Raw genomic sequence first — 17,897 nt, 5'->3', positions numbered from 1 at the left:
AGTTACCCCAGCGCGCGCGAAATCTGGTCGATCTGCGCCGTAGCCAAACGTCCGCCATACGCGGATTGCAGAGTTTCAGCGGTGAAAGCTTCCGAAACCGGACCTTCTGCCACTTTACGGGTGTTGATGAGAAAGACATGGTCGAAATAGTCCGTCACAGTGGCCAGGTCGTGATGGACAACGACGACTGTTTTACCGGCCTGTTTCAACGACTTCAGAACCGCGATGATTGCCTTTTCTGTGGCCGCATCGACCCCCGCGAACGGTTCATCCAACAAATACAGATCAGCATCCTGAGCCAAGGCGCGAGCCAAAAAGACCCTCTGTTGCTGACCACCCGAAAGCTGACCGATCTGGCGATCCGCAAAATCGCGCATCCCAACCCGGTGCAGGCAGTCCATCGTGCGAGAGATATGACGAGCACGAATACGCCCCAACAGACCGAGTTCGCGCGAAAGCCCCATCATCACCACGTCCAGCACACGCGTCGGGAAATCCCAATCCACGCTGGAGCGCTGAGGGACATATGCGATCCGTGCACGCTGTTGCTCTAACGGTTTGCCGTAGACTGTCACTTGCCCGGAAAGCGGCTTCAAGATACCCAGCGCCGCCTTGAGCAGCGTCGATTTACCTGCCCCGTTCGGCCCGATGATCGCCGTCATCGCTCCGGGCTGAGCGGTCATGTCCACAGAAAACACTGCCGGTTTTTGCCCGTAGGACACTGTCAGTCCGCGAATAGCCAGCGGGCTGCTCTCAATCCCCTTGTCTTCAACCGGGGATCCCTGAACGGACGCAAGCTCGAGTGTCATTTAAAACCCCGCAGACAATTTGCTGTTCATGCCGCGCGGCGGGGCATCCGCCCCCAAAGCCCGCGCAATCACGGTGATGTTGTGATCCAGCATCCCGATATAGGTGCCTTCGTAAGTGCCTGGCTCGCCCATGGCATCTGAATACAACTCACCACCCACGCTGACATCGTGCCCTTTGGCCGCAGCGCCTTCGATCAAAGCGCGCATGGATCGGTCTGATACCGAGCTTTCAACAAATACAGCGGTCAGTTGACGATCTACCAACGTGTCGACCAAATCTCCGACCCGGTTTAATCCCGCTTCGGACTGGGTCGAGATACCCTGAATCCCCAGCACCTCGTATCCGTATTCCTCACCGAAATAACCAAATGCGTCATGCGCGGTCACGAGTACGCGGTTATTTTCCGGCACTCCGGAAAGAACCTTTTTGCCATACGAGTCCAACTGGTCAATCTGGGCCAGAAACGTCTTGGCATTGTCCTCAAAATCATCGGCGGCCTCGGGCCGGGCTTCGATCAGAGCCTCTTGCACCTGAACCACAACGTCGCGCCAAAGAACCGGGCTCATCCACAGATGGGGATCAAACTTGTCTGCATAGTCGTCATGAGCACGCAGTTTGGACTTGTCCACACCGTCCGCCACTGCGACGACATTCCGCTTGCGGCTGAGGTCATGAAAGAAATCCTCCATCTGCGCTTCCAGATAAAGCCCATGCCACAAGATCACGTCAGCGCGGGTCATCGCCACAATATCACTGCGTGTCTGTCGGTAAGCGTGCGGGTCGACGCCGGGCCCCATCAGGCCCTTAACCTCGACCTGATCGCCTCCGATCTGACGTGCTGCATCGGCGATCATGCCCGTTGTGGCAACCACTTTCAATGGTTCTTGCGCCCAAACGGCGCAAGGCAATGCTGCGGCGAATGCCAACACGGCAAGAAAGCTGCGGCGAATCATCTCTGACCTCATTTCGGTGTCCTCTTGAGAATGAATATGCGAACCATTCGCAACTAAGTCAACGCAATTGAGAATTATTCGCAAGAAAATGTTATTTTTGTCCATTTGGTCAAAAAATATCACACTACAACCTCCAGACATCTTCCATTTGGTCGCGTCCCATGCGACTTTGGCGCAAATCTCCCAAAGGACGCGATGATGGAAACGCAGAGCACAGAAAGCCCCGTGCGCACCGCGCATCTGCCGCAAGTGACCGAACCCCGGAACCCCGGCATGGAACTTGATCTGGACTGGGTGCGGGCCGTACAGGCAAATACCTCGGCGATCGAACGACGCGCCGCGACCCTGCCCGGTCGCCGGTCGGTAAAAAAGGACTATCAGGCCGCATGGTTGCTGAAGGCGATCACGATGATCGACCTGACCACCTTGTCCGGCGACGATACGGTAGGTCGCGTACGCCGCCTGTGCGCCAAGGCCCGGCAGCCCGTTGCGCCTTCGGTTCTGCAAGCGCTGGATATGCCGCCCATCACAACTGGCGCCGTTTGCGTTTATCACGACATGATCGAAACCGCTGTGAACGCGCTGCAGGGTACCGGTATTCCAGTTGCCGCGGTCTCCACGGGCTTCCCCGCCGGTCTTTCCCCCTTTCATCTGCGCGTAGCGGAGATCGAAGAAAGCGTGAAGGCCGGTGCCGAAGAGATCGACATTGTGATCTCTCGCCGCCATGTGCTCTCGGGTGACTGGCAGGCCCTTTATGACGAGATGAAAGCCTTCCGCGTAGCCTGTGGCGATGCACATGTGAAAGCTATCCTTGCCACGGGCGAATTGGGCAGCTTGCGCAACGTCGCGCGCGCTTCACTGGTTTGCATGATGGCCGGGGCGGATTTCATCAAGACCTCGACTGGCAAGGAAAGCATCAACGCCACCCTGCCCGTCAGCCTCGTGATGATCCGAGCGATCCGCGACTACTATGACCGCACCGGGTATCGGGTCGGGTACAAACCTGCGGGTGGCATTTCAAAGGCCAAAGATGCGTTGGTATACCTGTCGCTCATCAAGGACGAGCTGGGCGACCGCTGGCTGGAACCTGACCTGTTCCGCTTTGGCGCATCATCCCTGCTGGGCGATATCGAACGGCAATTGGAACACTTCGTCACCGGGTCCTACTCGGCTGGCTACCGTCACTCCATGGGCTGAGGACAAGCACAATGACAGTCAAAGAGATTTTCGAAACCATGGATTACGGCCCAGCCCCCGAAAGCGCCGCCGAAGCGTTGGCCTGGCTGGTCGATCAGGGCGACAAATTCGGCCATTACATCGACGGTGCCTTCACTAAACCAGGCAAAGGCTTCGACAGCCGCAACCCGGCGACCGGCGAGGTTCTGGCCAAGCTGACACAGGCAAAACAGGCCGATGTGGATTCCGCCGTTGCGGCCGCCCGCAAGGCGCAGCCGAAATGGGAAAAGTTGGGCGGCGCAGGCCGTGCCCGGTACCTCTACGCCATCGCGCGCCTGTTGCAGAAGCATTCACGCCTGTTTGCCGTGCTGGAAAGCCTCGACAACGGTAAACCGATCCGTGAATCGCGTGATATCGACATCCCGCTGGTGCAACGCCACTTCTACTACCACGCCGGTATGGCGCAGCTGATGGAAAGTGAATTGCCCGATGCCGAGGCTCTGGGTGTTTGTGGACAAATCGTTCCGTGGAATTTCCCGCTCCTGATGCTGGCGTGGAAAATCGCGCCCGCGATTGCCATGGGCAACACTGTCGTCCTGAAACCGGCCGAATACACCTCTCTCACCGCTCTGCTGTTCGCGGATATCTGCACGCAGGCCGGGCTGCCAAAAGGCGTGGTCAACATCGTCACCGGCGACGGCGCGGTCGGCGAGATGATCGTGGCCTCGGACGTGGACAAGATCGCCTTTACCGGCTCGACCGTTGTGGGTCGGCGTATCCGCGAGGCGACGGCTGGTTCGGGAAAAGAACTGACATTGGAGCTGGGTGGCAAGTCGGCCTACATCGTATTTGACGACGCCGATATCGACAGCGCTATCGAAGGTCTGGTCGACGCAATCTGGTTCAATCAGGGACAGGTCTGCTGTGCTGGCTCGCGCTTGCTCGTGCAGGAGGGTATCGCCGACCGCTTCCATGACAAGCTGCGTGCGCGCATGGACAAGCTGCGCGTCGGTGATCCGCTGGACAAGTGCATCGACGTGGGCGCCGTTGTCGACCCGGTCCAATTGCAAACCATCAAAGGTATGGTCGAAAGCAACACCGTTGGTCACGTGCATCAGGCGGCTTGCGAGCTGCCCGCGAATGGCTGTTACTACCCGCCGACACTGATCTCGGGCCTCGAAACGTCTGATCCGCTGATGCAGGAAGAGATCTTTGGCCCGGTTCTGGTCTCGTCGACCTTCCGTACCCCGGAAGAAGCGGTCGAACTTGCCAACAACACCCGCTACGGGCTGGCCGCGACGGTCTGGACAGAGAATGTGAACCTCGCGCTGGATATCGCGCCCAAACTGGTCGCGGGTGTGGTCTGGGTGAACGCTACCAACCTGTTCGACGCTGCTGCCGGATTTGGCGGTGTGCGTGACAGCGGCTTTGGCCGTGAAGGTGGTTGGGAAGGTCTGTCGGCCTATACCAAACCCAAGGGCAAGGCCAAGCCGTTGGCGCAGGTCGAAGCCATCGTTGGCGAAGGCGCTCCGGTCGATCCGATTGACCGCACCGCCAAGATGTATATCGGCGGTAAGCAGGCGCGGCCTGACAGCGGGTATTCGAAACCGATTTGGGGCAAATCCGGCCTTCTGGGTCATGTGGGACTTGCCAACCGCAAAGACGTCCGCAATGCGGTTGAGGCCGCGGCTGGCGCGAAAGGCTGGTCCAAGACCACCGGCCATCTGCGCGCGCAAATCCTGTATTACATCGGCGAGAACCTCTCGGCCCGAGCCGATGAGTTCGCAGCCCGCATCGATGCCATGACCGGCAGGAAAGACGGCGCGAAAGAAGTCGAAGCCTCGATCCAGCGCCTGTTCACAGCTGCCGCCTGGGCTGACAAGTATGACGGTCAGGTGCACGGTGTGCCGATCCGAGGCGTGGCAATTGCGATGAAAGAACCGGTTGGCGTGATCGGAGCACTCTGCGCAGATGAAGCGCCGTTGTTGGGTCTCGTCTCGGCCATGGCACCCGCGATCGCGATGGGTAACCGAGTGGTTCTGGCCGCGAGCGAACCCTATCCGCTGGCAGCAACCGATTTCTACCAGATCCTTGAAACCTCGGACGTGCCTGCCGGTGTGGTCAACATCCTGACCGGCAGTCATGCGGAGCTGGCGAAGCCGCTGGCCTCGCACCTGAACGTAGATGCGGTCTGGTCGTTCTCGTCCACCGATCTGTCGAAAGAGATCGAGGTCGTCTCGGCCGGGAACCTTAAACGGACCTGGGTGAATAACGCGACGGCATTCGATTGGAGCATGGACCATTCGCGCCGCTTCCTTCAGGCTGCAACCGAAATCAAGAACATCTGGGTGCCCTACGGCGAGTAGGGCTCCCTTTTAAGGGAGGCCTACATGGACTTTTCAGGAAAGACCGTCATCGTCATCGGCGGCACCAGCGGTATCAACCGGGGCATTGCCGAGGCCTTTGCGGTCTCGGGTGCCAAACTGGCGGTGGCGAGCCGGTCTCAAGAAAAGGTCGATAATACTGTTGCAGCGTTGTTGGCGGCCGGTGCGGCAGATGCCATCGGCGCAGCCTTTGACGTGCGCGACCCCGAGGCAGTGGCCGCAGGCCTGAAAGAGTTCCACGAAGCGTTCGGAGATTTCGACGTTCTGGTTTCCGGCGCGGCGGGCAACTTCCCAGCGCTGGCGGCCGAGATGTCGGTCAACGCGTTCAAGACCGTGATCGACATCGACCTGATGGGCACGATCCACGTGATGAAAGGTGCGTACCCTTACCTAAAACGCCCCGGAGCCAGCATCATCAACATTTCAGCCCCGCAGTCCTATCTGCCTTACGAAGGTCAGTCCCATGTCTGCGCTGCGAAGGCAGGGGTCGATCAAATCACGCGCACCCTGTCGATGGAATGGGGGGTCGAAGGCATCCGTGTGAACTCGGTCGTTCCCGGTTTCATAGAAGGTACCGAAGGCGCAAAACGGCTGGCTCCTACCCCGGATGCAGGGGAGCAGTTGCGCAAGGATGTTCCGCTGGGGCGCTGGGGGCAGCCGCAAGACGTTGCCAATGCGTGCCTGTTTCTTAGTTCGGACATGGCAAGCTATATAAGCGGGACGGTTCTGGCCGTAGACGGCGCGTTGTATCAGCGTGGATCAGGGAAGTTTGGTCAGATGATGGGGAAAATGCTGCGGGCGCAGGCAAAGGCCTGAACACCCGCGTCGACACCGCGAACTCGTTCGTATGTCGGCCGACAGGTCTTCTTCTGCTTACAGCCCACTCCAGCCCCACATGAGAGACCCAAGTTGAACCTAACGCGAGGGCGGTCATATATTGATTGGCCCAATCGTTGATCAGTGAAATCCGGGCAATGCTTCTGTGACTGCCTATTTCCTGCCGCAGCCTTCGTTCAACAGGGTTTTGGCTCCGTGACCTGCATTTGACAGCCGCAACACGAGCAAAGGATTTTGCGCCAATCGTTACGCTGTCGTGTCCCAAAGCAAGTTTCAATTCTGGTTCTGTAGTTCGAAAATATTCCGACCAAAACCTGCAACCCAAGTTCTTTTCCGCGAGAAGTGAAAACCCGGAATTAAAATGTAATACAGATTGCTTGAGAGCAGCGAACCAGCCGGATCAGTAGCTTGGTTGTGTACCCGGTGCGCGTCTGAATACGCACTTTACGTAAACGGCCAAACCGACGAGAAGAGACGACAACATACCTACGGTTACGTAGAGAACAGCTGCGCCTAACAGGGATTGACCAAGTATCAATGCGGTAACAAAGGTCATCAGGCCAGCGATCGTCCCTAATCCCATTACCACAACCAACATGACACCCATCTCCGTCCTAAGCCGTGCCGGAGGGTCTGGCGATACGAGGTAGCCCCGTAGCTGTACCCTTCCAAGGCAGTTTCCTCATCATTTCTGGCTAAAGTGTGGCCAAGATGTGTTGAATATTGCTTAAGCGAATTTTCAGGGGTCTCAGTTGACAGTGAAACAAAGCGCGATTCACCAGCTGAATTGCTCCAACCGCACGTGGATCGTGGATATTCTGCCGGACTGCACTGCCTCATAAGTATAATAGCGTCTCTGATAGGACTCTTGACTGTAAAGTGGCGTCACTTTGCACCGTCTCCATCGCAAATTGAATCCGTGATCTGGAATACAGCGATTTTGGGCGGTGTTTTGCCTATTTATTGGTCACTATCATGATCGCGCGTTAAACGAGTACCGAACTTGCGGCGTGTTTGGCGCAGGTTGTCAAAAAACCTGTTGGATGGACGCGAGGCTTCTACGATGGCTTGATCCCGGTCTGCGATATCCTCCGCAGTCAGAATTGGCGCTGCTGCCAGCGGCTTAGAGTGATCCGGATCATAACCAAAACGGTCAAAGTCGATGTGATATAGTTCGGTTATGAGGCGAATTTCGACCTGAGTCGGCTCGACTTTTGCAGTGGAAACCCGCCGATAATCACCACGCTTGTTCACATGAGCCAAAAATCGCGGGCCAGCTTTTTGACCCGTCACATGATCGAACCAAGGGATTAGCGCGTCCAGGCCGTGCTCCAGATAGAATATCTCGGCCTCCGGCGGGACAATCTCATCCATGGGCCGCAAGTGATTGTCGTAGGCGTAAGGAGGCAGGTCCATGAGTGTTTCAAGCCAGGCCCCAAAAGTTGTATCGGCAGATATCTTACGCTCAACTTCCATCTGGAAATGGTAGGCGCTGACGACCCGAGACACTGGGTGGCGTACAATCGCAAAAGACTGGTCGAAAAAATGTTCCGGAAACAGGCGGTCCAATGCAGACAAATTGATATGCTGCGGTGACGTTTTCGACCAACGCTCTTTTTCGTCGATCATGTAGAAGCGCGGATCCGAAAATGCGAGACCACCAAATCGATTGGTAACGTAATCGGCCACTGCAGAGCCACCACATTTGGGAACGTGCGCGTAGTAGATAAGCTGAGTTCCGGCTCGGAAAAATGGCATGGTTCAACCTTTGACAACTAATACTAACTTTACACATTCCCAAGTATAGCGAGAATATCTGCGTGTTAATCCATCCTGCGTTATCCGTCTACGGAGATGTGCAGGAAGCGGAATGTTGGTCCCAATATCGCAACTGATTTGCACCAAACGCGGCTATTGTTCAGGTTGCGGTGCCTATTGCGAGTTTCCAAAATCGAAGCGCGTGCTGCCGTTTTCTTGCATGGCCCTGGCGATTTCTTCCGCCAGAAGGGCAGTCAACTCCTCGCGCCTGGATGCATCCACGTGAGAGTAATCCGGCAAGTCGATAGCTTCTACCCCTGAGATATCCTCAAAATGCAGGCTGATCGCGGGCAAGTCTGCGACCATTGGGTCCCAGAACTCCTTGCGGGGGAAAGCTTCGTAGCCGATCTCGCGTACAGGGCCAGATGATGGCATTCGCAACAGCACAACTTCGCCCCCCCGTTTGTTGATCCTATCTATTAGCTCTCCAAGTTCATCATAGTAACCTTGCCAAACCTCGTCCGATATGGACTGGAGAGCTATGTCCTCGCCCTGCTTTCGAGCCGAAGCTACGACACTTTCCCGAAGGCGATCGACATCTGAATAGGCAAAATTTATATATTGCTGCCGCTCACGATCCGTGACGACGTGATCTGGCATTTCCATAGGCCGACCGAACCGAAACAGGTTTCGGGCCATTCTCGCAAAGGAATAGTGCACATCTCTGAACGCCGAGAATGAGGCGACAGTATCCTTGAGCCGCGTTTCAACCTCACGGGCCCAATTCCATTGTCGATTGTAAAAAGTCGTAAACTCGGTTTGTTCGTCACGCCCCAAGCCGGGAACCAGCCAATGCGGCAATAGTGACAGGATCACCAGGCCGCTGAAATTCTCATCATTGGCCAGTTCTTCGAGCGTGGCAAAAGGCGCGGTACCAGCATACGATAAATTGTAAATCTCTGCGCCAGGCAAAGCTTCGCGCAGGACGTCATGAGACATGTTCGACTGCATACGCGACGCCCCTAACAAAGCTACGGCCTGATGAGATGGATCCTTCGACAGCTGATCACGAACCAACGACCAGCGCGACACTGTGTTATCGAAACTGGGAACCGCACCCAAACTGCGGATCCAAATTTCGACGACAGCAATAACTCCAACACCCAGAAGAATTGACATGAACAAGGTGCGAATCGGGAGCCAGCGCTTAGAACTGGAAATAGATGAATGTGTCATATGCTCCTCCCCCCGTCAGACCAATCATCGCCACCATGAATCCACCAGCCAGTACCCGGCACCAGTTTGGCATCGCCCTGACCATATCTTCGAACCGGCGCCCTCGCATGGTCCAGTGAACGGCGACCAGGGAAAAGAAGCAAACTAATACCAGAATTTTGTCTGTCGAGGACAGGATCAAGTCAGTTTGGGGCGGCATCAGGAAACTGGCAAACATATCCTGAACTTGATGAAAATCGCGGGACCGGAAAATAATCACAAGCAAGGTCAATATCGAGAGCGTGAGCGCCGAAATACACATTGTCGCCAGACGCGTACTCCAAATCTTCCAGGTTCCAACCACGCGTTGTAATGCAATTTCCGTGACCAGCACTACACCGTTCAGAAACCCCCAAAGGATGAAGGTAACGCCCGCCCCATGCCACAATCCGATAACCGTCATGGTCAAAAGCTGAGCCCACAGTTTGTACACGAAACTGGCCTTCTTTCCACGGATCGAGGCATAAAGGTAATCGCGAAACCAACTGGACATCGAGATATGCCAGCGTTGCCAAAAATCCTGCATGCCAAGCGCGGAAAGCGGCGCGCGAAAATTCTCTGGCAGGCTGAACCCCATCATCATGGCCAAGCCAATTGCAATAAGAGAATAGCCAGCGAAATCACAGAAGATTTGTACATCAAAGGCAACCGCGCCGAGAAGAACAGTCTCGCTTGGCAGAGTGCCTGATTGTGCAAAGACTCGGTCAACCACCGGAGCCATCAAGCCGTCCGCGATGGCAACCTTCTCGAACAACCCTATCAACACAAGGGTCGCGCCCCAGCCAAATCGTTCCAATGTGACAACGGGTGGCTTGAGTAACTGCGGCAGAAAAAACCGGGCGCGAACGATCGGACCGGCCACAAGCTGCGGGAAAAACGTGACAAACAACGCAAAATCCAGAAAAGAACGCGTCGGTTTGGTGCGGCCGCGATAGAGATCAATCGTGTAGCTGAGGGTCTGGAACGTGTAGAATGAAATCCCGACCGGCAATAAAATTGTCCAGGGTGCCGGTTCGTATGTAATGCCCACCAATCCAACGAGGTTGACAAATCCGTCCAGCAAAAAACTTCCGTATTTGAAATAGCTTAGCACACCCAGATTACCGATCAGGCTGATAATTAGCCAAAACCGCTTTTGTTTGACCGAAATGGCCTTGGCGATCCGATAGCCGCTGACAAAATCCAGAATCGTAGAAAGCAGAATCAGCAGTAAATAAGGTGCGCTCCAGGCGGCATAAAAAAGATAGCTCATCAACAGCAGGATCAGCTTCTTACTTCGCCAGCTGAAATTCAGAAAATATACAGAGAAGAGAACAATCGCAAAACAAGCAAACAGGTAACTGTTGAAAACCATATCAGATCGTACCCTCTGGCAAGATCTGCGGGTACTCGATAGGCGTGATGGGTATTATGATCTGCATTGGTTCTTACAAAACTGGGTCCTTGTGCCTGACCTGAATTTTTCCAAATGGGCCAAAGAAGTTATTTGTCACAGTAGAGAATCGAAATATGTGATCGTGGCCTTCAAGCCCGCATCCAATTCGACCTCCGGCTTCCACCCCAGAATTTCGTTTGCGCGTTTAATAATCGGCCGCCTCTGTGTCGGATCATCGGGCGGCAGGGACAAATAGGTCAGTTTTGACTTTGACCCGGTGAGTTCAAGAATGGTTTCAGCCAGTTGCGTCATGGAAATCTCAACCGGATTACCAAGATTTATTGGCCCCGTGACGTCATCGCCGGTTTCCATCAAGCGGCATAGCCCATCGACAAGGTCAGTTACAAAGCAAAAACACCGGGTCTGGCGGCCGTCACCATAGATGGTGATTTCCTCACCTTTCAGTGCCTGGACAATGAAATTCGAAACGACCCTTCCGTCGTCAGGATGCATGTGCGGCCCATAAGTATTGAAAATACGAGCGATTTTGATTCGGACCTGATGTTGCCGATGATAATCAAAGAACAATGTTTCGGCACAGCGCTTGCCTTCGTCATAGCATCCGCGCAACCCGATCGGGTTAACATTGCCCCTGTATTCCTCGGGTTGAGGATGCACCAAAGGGTCGCCGTAAATTTCAGAGGTCGACGCCTGCAGGACTTTGGAATTGGTCCGCTTGGCCAGTCCCAGAATATTCATGGCACCGTTAACCGTCGTTTTGATGGTTTGCACAGGATCGTTCTGGTAGTGGATCGGGCTGGCCGGGCAGGCCATGTTGTAAATTTTGTCCACCTCGAGATACAGCGGGAATGACACGTCGTGACGAACAAGCTCGAACCGGGGATTGTCCATCAAAGGGGTTATGTGCCGCCTGCGACCGGTCGAGAAATTGTCGACGCAGATGACCTCGTCGCCGCCATCAAGAATTCTGCGGCAAAGATGCGACCCCAGAAATCCGGCGCCGCCAGTTATCAAAACTCGTTGAGGTGATATTTTTTCCTGAAATTTCTGAGGCACGATGATAAAACTTCGTTTCTAACTACATACAGGTCGACTTATTCGAAAAAATCATCTTTGCCTGAGCAAGGCGAGCGATTTCTGCGCCTGCCTTCGAATACGTCTAGCTACTGAGACAAAGCGATATACTATCATCAATTGTTTCCGTTCAGGCAATCTTTGAGGCGCATTCGACGAAAAGAAGTGCTATTCAGGCAAAACTAGGCGATTTTCTCTTAAGGAGTCTAGCACCCTTGCTTTGTTCAGGTGGCGGGTGGAAGGGTTAGGATATTGGTAAAAGTGATCAGGATTTAACGAATATGACCGTTTCCGATAAGCAGACAGCAGTGATTATTGGCGGAGGGCCGGCTGGCCTGACAAATGCATTTGAGTTGCAGCGCATCGGTTCAAACTGCAAGCCGATCGTTCTGGAAGGCGCTGCTCTGGTTGGGGGAATTGCCCGTACGGAAAGCTACAATGGCTTCCGCTTCGACATCGGCGGGCACAGATTCTTCACCAAGATTCGCGAGATTGACGACATATGGCATCAGATCTGCGGCAAGGAATTCATTACCGTTCCACGTCAAAGTCGCATCTTCTATCAGGGCAAGTTTTACGATTACCCCCTGAAACTGACCAATGCGCTTTATAATCTGGGGCTCTACGAATCCTTCCGCGTCATGGCCAGCTTTGCCAAGTGGCGCTTGTTTCCGAGCAAGCAGGAAGACACGTTCGACCAATGGGTGACCAACCGGTTCGGCGGGCGCTTATACCATCACTTTTTTCGCTCCTACACGGAAAAGGTTTGGGGGGTGCCCTGCTCGGAGATTCGCGCGGACTGGGCCGCCCAGCGCATCAAGGACCTGTCATTGACCAAGGTCGTATGGAACGCAATTTCCGGTGCCAACGATTCGTCCAGCCTGATCGAAGAGTTTCAATATCCCCGCCTTGGTCCTGGTCAGATGTGGGAGCTTATGGCCGAGCACATTGAAAACCTGGGCGGTGAAGTGCGCATGCAATCCTACGTAAAACGGGTCATTCGCGATGGCATGCGCGTGACGGGCGTCGAAGTCGAGGCCCTTGATCCCGAAACAGGTAAAACGCGCACTTATACCCAGGAGGGCGACACTTTCTTCAACTCGATGGCGTTGCGCGATCTCATCCGTACGATGGACCCACCGCCCCCTGCAGAGGTTGTTGAGGCGGCAAACCGGCTGAAATACCGCGACTTCATGATCGTCACCCTCGTGCTGGATCATTCGGACCCATTCCCTGACAATTGGATTTATGTTCACGAACCAGAAGTTCGCGTCGGGCGCATTCAGAATTTCCGGGCTTGGTCGCAAGACATGATGGCCGACAAGTCCAAAGCGTCGATCGGAATGGAGTATTTCCTCAATGATGATGAGGAAATGTGGCGTATGGACGACAAAGACCTCATTGCTATGGCCGCTCGAGAATTGGAGCGCGTGGGCTTGGCGCCCGCGACGACCGTCATTGACGGCGCGATAATCCGGCAGCCTAAGGCCTATCCGGTTTACGATGCGGAATACATGGAAGCATTGGAAGTCGTGCGCATCTGGTTGCAGCAACTCGAGAACTTTGAAACCGCAGGCCGCAACGGTCTGCACCGTTACAACAATCAGGACCATTCCATGCTGTCGGCAATGTATGCGGCGCGCAACATGATGGGGGCCGATTACGACGTATGGAACGTCAATGTTGAGCGGTCCTATCACGAAGAATTTCAAACCAAACCATACGAACGGGGTGAGAAAGCCAGCGCCGCCTAATGGTGGACGGGAATGTTGCCCAGTGTTTGATCACCGGGAAAAACGATATGAGTATTAAAACATCAGGACCTTTTCGATACGGCGGTTTATGGCTGCTGGCGGCCCTCGCTATGGGCATTTCCGTCTATGCGTTAAATGGCGGGCTGCTGTTTTATTTTGATACTGCGGGTTATCTCACTCAGGGTCTTTCTGCCCTTGAGGGAATGAAGCTTTTGCCAACCTCGGCAGCGGAGGTTCAAGCTGGAGCCCAAGGCGGCGGCGTCCCTGAGACCGGGCAGACTGTGAATGGATCACGGTCTCTGTTTTATGGGCTGGTTGTCGCAACATTGACCAGTTTCGCCCGGCTGGATCTGATCCTGTTGTTGGACGCATTGGTGGTTTTTCTTGCGGTCTGGCTTGTGTCGCGGGTGGCGCAACGGGCCGACCAGGCCATGCTGTCCCCGTTCGCCATCGCAGGAGCCGCCCTGTTCTTTGCTTCTTTCGGCGCACTGCCTTTTTATCTGGCTTATGTGATGCCGGACATTCTGGCTCCGGTTCTTATTCTGATCCTCGCGCTTCTTTCGGGTTATGCGAACCGGATGCGTTGGTGGGAAATCACACTGGCATTGATTTTGGGTATTGCAGCAGTGCTGTCGCATCCCTCGCATCTTGCAATGGCAGTGTTGAGCTTACCTTTGGTCGCGCTTGTGGCTATGAGTGTTCAGCGTCCCGGCTTTTGGATTGCACCGGTACTTGTTGGGTTGATGATCGCTGGCGGTGTGGGCGAACGGATGTTCTTTCGCATGCAAGTGACCGAGCGCACCGGATCAGAGGTCTCATACAATCCCTATCTTACCGCACGTCTGATCCAGGATGGGCCGGGATACGCCTATCTTGAAGAATATTGCCCCGACCCGACGATAGCGACTTGCGCCCTTTATGACGTGTTACAAATGTCGGACGATCCAATGCGTTTGACCGCAACGCACATCATCTTCGAAAAAACGGCTGAACTTGGGTCACTCAGGCACCTGGACGAGTTGACGCAAAAATCCATCGGCGATGCCCAATACCAGTTTTTCATGGACGTTTTCTTCGACAGACCGCTTCACACCATTGGCGCACTGCTCAAAAACACGATGGCACAGGCCACTCTGTTCAGCATTCAGCAAACAATCCCTAACGACAACGCACGTACCAGCGTCCTGAGCGATCCAGAAATACCTGCCGGCACATTTACGGACGGGCGCCTAAGGCGTGATCAGGGGTGGAACTCTCCGCTGCATGTTATTCAGTCAGGCCTTTACGCCGTTTCCCTAGTCGCGATTTTCGTGCTTCTGATCAAACCTTCGCCAATCTCCGGGCGAATGAAGGCGCTGGCAGCAATGGTGTTGCTTGGCATTCTGGTTAACGCATTCGTCTGTGGTGGCCTGTCACAACCTGCGGCACGCTACGGGGCACGCGTTATCTGGCTGTTACCAGTACTGGCGGTAATTTTATTGGGATTTGCACGAGCGGACTACTTCAAAGAAACGGTTGGGGGCGGCCAGCATGGGTGACGTAAAGATTAGTGTAATTATGCCAGCCTACAAAGCAGTGCATCTGTTGCCGCGTGTACTGCCGCCTCTTTTGGGCATGCGTGACCGTGGCGAAGTGGCCGAAGTAATTGTCGTCGATGATGCATCCCCCGATAACACCGCGGATACGGCCCGCCAGATGGGGGCCGACGTCTACGTGATGAGCCAAAATGGCGGGCCGGGGGCCGCTCGGAACTTTGCTGCGACCAAGGCCGCCGGAGACGTATTGTGGTTTGTCGATTCAGACGTGATTGCAAAAGACAATGGCGCGCGGCGCTTACAGGACATCTTTGGGGCCGGCGACGTTGCAGCAGCGTTTGGATCTTATGATGATAGTCCCGAAGGTCCGTGGTTTTCGCGCTACAAGAACCTGATGCACCGCTTCTATCATCAAAGCGCCCGACGTCAGGCGCGCACCTGGTGGGCGGGATGCGGCGCCATCTCGGCGAACATGTTCAAGCGCGTTGGTGGTTTCGATGTGGACACTTACCGCATCCCTTCGATCGAAGATATCGAGCTCGGCTATCGCATTCACGCAGCCGGGGGTGATATCGTCGTTGATCCCGGATTGCAGGGCAAACACCTCAAGATCTGGTCCGTCCGAAACTCCGTCCACACGGATATCTTTTGCCGGGCCTTGCCGTGGGCGCGCCTTATTATCAACCGCGAAGGCTTGAGCGATGACCTGAACACTGGATGGATGGAGAGAATTCGCGCCGGGTTGGCAGGGCTTGCGGCGATTTCTCTGATTGCAACAGTCGTTCAACCTGCGTCGTGGCCGCTGCTGGCATTCCTGCTATTGCTGATTTTTGCAACAAACGCCGCACTCTTTCAGTTCATGTGGAAAGCGGGTGGCCTGATATTTGCCATCAAGGCGCTGCTTTATCACCAGTTTTACTATCTATACTCGGCCTGCGCCTTCGTTTGGTGCCTGTTCGAGTACCATATCCTTGGTCGAAGGAACCGTTTGCATGTGCCATGAGTTTCTCAGGATCACCTTCAGTGACGGAGGTCCGCAATGGCGCGGTTTCTGATCACCGGTGGCGCCGGGTTTATCGGCATGCATCTGACGCGCGCTCTTTTGGAACAAGGGCACGAATTGCATATCCTTGACAACCTATCGACCGGACGAAGGGCAAACCTGGCGCCTGGCGTGCAGTTTCGCGAGAGCGACATCAATTGCCCCGAACTTTTGCGGCAACTTATGCGCAAAATGGATGGAGTGTTTCATCTTGCGGCCGTTTCTTCGGTTCAGGCTTATGTCAGCAACTGGATCGAATCTGCACAAGTCAATTTGGGCGGCACGCTGGCCGTTTTTGCTGCCGCTGCCCAAGAAAATGTGCCGGTTGTCTATGCCAGTTCCGCCGCCGTCTATGGCGCGGCCAAAGACCTGCCGATCAATGAAGCTACCCAACCCCGGCCAATCTCGGGGTATGGGGCCGACAAGCTGTCAGGTGAATACCACGCGCGCTCCATGGCAGAGGCCATTGACCTCAGATCCGTCGGGCTGCGGTTTTTCAATGTTTATGGACCCGGACAGTCTCGTGCCTCGGCTTATACAGGTGTGATCACCGTCTTTTTGGACCACTGGCTGAGCGGTGACAGCGTAGTGATTTTCGGCGACGGCACTCAGACACGGGATTTTGTGTATGTCGAGGATGTGGTGCGCGCCTTGATGCTGGCCATGAAGCGCGCGCAGGCCGGAACATGCGACGTCTTCAACATCTGTTCGGGCAGCGCTGTTTCAGTGAATGATCTGGCCGATAGCATTGGCCGCATCACCGGGACCCCTCTGTCCTACGAATACGCCCCAATCCGCCCTGGCGAAATCCATTCGTCATGTGGCTGCCCCCGAAAAGCCGAGCGTGAAATGAATTTTCGCGCGGAAACGAAATTTGAAACAGGCCTTGCCCAGTTGATCGACTGGTTCAGGCTTCAGGATCGCGCAGTTGCCGAATGAATTAGCAAGGCAGGAGCTGAAACAAGAAATGACCAAGAGTGTTGTACAAAACGACAACAAAGATGCATCGAAGGCTGCCAGCCGATCCAAAGCTGAGCGGGCCAAGGCACCTCAGTCCTTAAGCGTCGTTATCCCTGCCTATAACGAAGAAAAGGCCGTTCGCGCTACGGTGGACGATGTTCGCAATCATCTGGACCCGCTCGACATTGATTATGAAATCATCGTTGTGGATGACGGATCAGAGGACAATACCCGCGCCGAGGCCGAGGCAACAGGCGTGATTGTCGAATGCAATCAGGTCAATTCCGGGTATGGGGCCTCCCTGAAACGAGGCGTTCGCAAGGCACAATACGAATACGTAGCGATTCTGGATGCCGACGGAACCTACCCCGCGCGCTACCTTCCGGAAATGCTGGAGTTGTGTCGCGACCAGGACATGGTAGTGGGCGACCGGGGCGCGGCAATGAAGAACGTGCCTCTGTTGCGCAGGCCGGCGAAAAAGTTTCTGTTTGCATTCGCGTCGTTTTTGGCGGAGCGCAAGATCAATGACCTGAATTCGGGACTGCGGGTATTTCGACGCTCGGAACTGGTCCCGTTCCTGCCGTTGCTACCGCAGAATTTCTCGTTCACGACCACAATCACGCTGTGCATGACATCGAACGGCAAGCGAATGATTTACACGCCCATCGAGTATGGAAAACGGGTGGGGAAATCAAAGATCCGGCCGATTGACTTCATCAATTTCATTATCCTGATCCTGCGCATCTCGACGCTGTTCAACCCGCTGCGTGTGTTTATCCCATTGGGATTGGCCTTAATGGCGCTGGGTCTCGTTAAACTGATCTATGACATCTATATCGGAAACCTGTCGGAAACTGCAGTGTTTGCATTTCTGGCAGCGATCATGGTCTGGTCGCTAGGATTGATCGCCGATATGATTTCGAGACTGCACCTGAGGCCCTGA

The 17,897-nt window shown here is 54.9% G+C and carries 14 protein-coding genes; 8 read left to right on the top strand and 6 right to left on the bottom strand.

Annotation, left to right across the window (positions count from 1 at the left end; genetic code table 11):
• Positions 1-2 precede the first annotated feature (2 nt).
• The gene (locus tag AC2TCY_RS03320; protein WP_480845445.1) at positions 3-809 is read right to left on the bottom strand and encodes a metal ABC transporter ATP-binding protein; all 807 of its coding nucleotides are present in this window, start codon (positions 807-809) and stop codon (positions 3-5) included.
• The gene (locus tag AC2TCY_RS03315; RefSeq protein ID WP_480845498.1) at positions 810-1,763 is read right to left on the bottom strand and encodes a metal ABC transporter solute-binding protein, Zn/Mn family; all 954 of its coding nucleotides are present in this window, start codon (positions 1,761-1,763) and stop codon (positions 810-812) included.
• Between the two features lie 198 nt (positions 1,764-1,961).
• Between AC2TCY_RS03315 and deoC the strand changes: the two genes are divergently transcribed.
• Genes deoC through AC2TCY_RS03300 form a run of 3 tightly spaced genes read left to right on the top strand, consistent with a single transcriptional unit; the run spans position 1,962 to position 6,139 of the window.
• Positions 1,962-2,960, top strand: coding sequence for a deoxyribose-phosphate aldolase (gene deoC, locus AC2TCY_RS03310; RefSeq protein WP_480845444.1), 999 nt, complete (start codon positions 1,962-1,964; stop codon positions 2,958-2,960).
• A gap of 11 nt (positions 2,961-2,971) precedes the next feature.
• Entirely contained in the window at positions 2,972-5,305 is a 2,334-nt protein-coding gene (locus AC2TCY_RS03305; RefSeq protein ID WP_480845443.1) for an aldehyde dehydrogenase family protein, read from the top strand.
• Positions 5,306-5,329: 24 nt separating this feature from the next.
• Positions 5,330-6,139, top strand: coding sequence for an SDR family oxidoreductase (locus tag AC2TCY_RS03300; RefSeq protein ID WP_480845442.1), 810 nt, complete (start codon positions 5,330-5,332; stop codon positions 6,137-6,139).
• Positions 6,140-7,120: 981 nt separating this feature from the next.
• Here AC2TCY_RS03300 and AC2TCY_RS03295 read toward each other — a convergent pair.
• The 4 genes from AC2TCY_RS03295 to AC2TCY_RS03280 all read right to left on the bottom strand — a co-directional run bounded on the left by AC2TCY_RS03295 (position 7,121) and on the right by AC2TCY_RS03280 (position 11,648).
• Positions 7,121-7,918, bottom strand: a complete 798-nt coding sequence (locus tag AC2TCY_RS03295) for a sulfotransferase family 2 domain-containing protein (RefSeq protein ID WP_480845441.1) — start codon at positions 7,916-7,918, stop codon at positions 7,121-7,123.
• A gap of 174 nt (positions 7,919-8,092) precedes the next feature.
• On the bottom strand, positions 8,093-9,154 hold the full coding sequence (locus tag AC2TCY_RS03290) for a hypothetical protein (RefSeq protein WP_480845440.1): 1,062 nt from the start codon (positions 9,152-9,154) through the stop codon (positions 8,093-8,095).
• Complete coding sequence (locus AC2TCY_RS03285) at positions 9,126-10,445, bottom strand: MBOAT family O-acyltransferase (protein ID WP_480845438.1); 1,320 nt, start codon at positions 10,443-10,445, stop codon at positions 9,126-9,128. The genes AC2TCY_RS03290 and AC2TCY_RS03285 overlap by 29 nt, the downstream gene beginning before the upstream one ends.
• Before the next feature lie 237 nt (positions 10,446-10,682).
• Positions 10,683-11,648 (bottom strand): UDP-glucuronic acid decarboxylase family protein, encoded by a 966-nt coding sequence (locus AC2TCY_RS03280; protein WP_480845497.1) that lies wholly within the window; start codon positions 11,646-11,648, stop codon positions 10,683-10,685.
• 296 nt (positions 11,649-11,944) lie between these two features.
• Here AC2TCY_RS03280 and AC2TCY_RS03275 point away from each other — a divergent pair, with 296 nt between their 5' ends.
• The 5 genes from AC2TCY_RS03275 to AC2TCY_RS03255 are packed head-to-tail and all read left to right on the top strand — an operon-like array spanning position 11,945 to position 17,897.
• Positions 11,945-13,417 carry an NAD(P)/FAD-dependent oxidoreductase gene (locus AC2TCY_RS03275; protein WP_480845437.1) on the top strand — a complete coding sequence of 491 codons (1,473 nt, stop codon included), beginning with the start codon at positions 11,945-11,947 and terminating at the stop codon, positions 13,415-13,417.
• A 47-nt stretch (positions 13,418-13,464) separates the two neighbouring features.
• Positions 13,465-14,955, top strand: a complete 1,491-nt coding sequence (locus tag AC2TCY_RS03270; protein ID WP_480845436.1) for a hypothetical protein — start codon at positions 13,465-13,467, stop codon at positions 14,953-14,955.
• Entirely contained in the window at positions 14,948-15,955 is a 1,008-nt protein-coding gene (locus AC2TCY_RS03265; protein ID WP_480845435.1) for a glycosyltransferase family 2 protein, read from the top strand. Before AC2TCY_RS03270 ends, AC2TCY_RS03265 begins: the two co-directional genes overlap by 8 nt.
• Positions 15,956-15,991: 36 nt before the next feature.
• On the top strand, positions 15,992-16,933 hold the full coding sequence (locus tag AC2TCY_RS03260) for an NAD-dependent epimerase/dehydratase family protein (RefSeq protein WP_480845434.1): 942 nt from the start codon (positions 15,992-15,994) through the stop codon (positions 16,931-16,933).
• 28 nt (positions 16,934-16,961) lie between these two features.
• Positions 16,962-17,897: a glycosyltransferase family 2 protein gene (locus tag AC2TCY_RS03255; RefSeq protein WP_480845433.1), complete on the top strand. Its 936-nt coding sequence runs from the start codon at positions 16,962-16,964 to the stop codon at positions 17,895-17,897.

The sequence above is a fragment of the Ruegeria sp. HKCCD7181 genome, assembly GCF_057221055.1.
The sequence above is the reverse complement of the archived record's forward strand: the minus strand, read 5'-3'. Positions and strand labels throughout refer to the sequence as shown.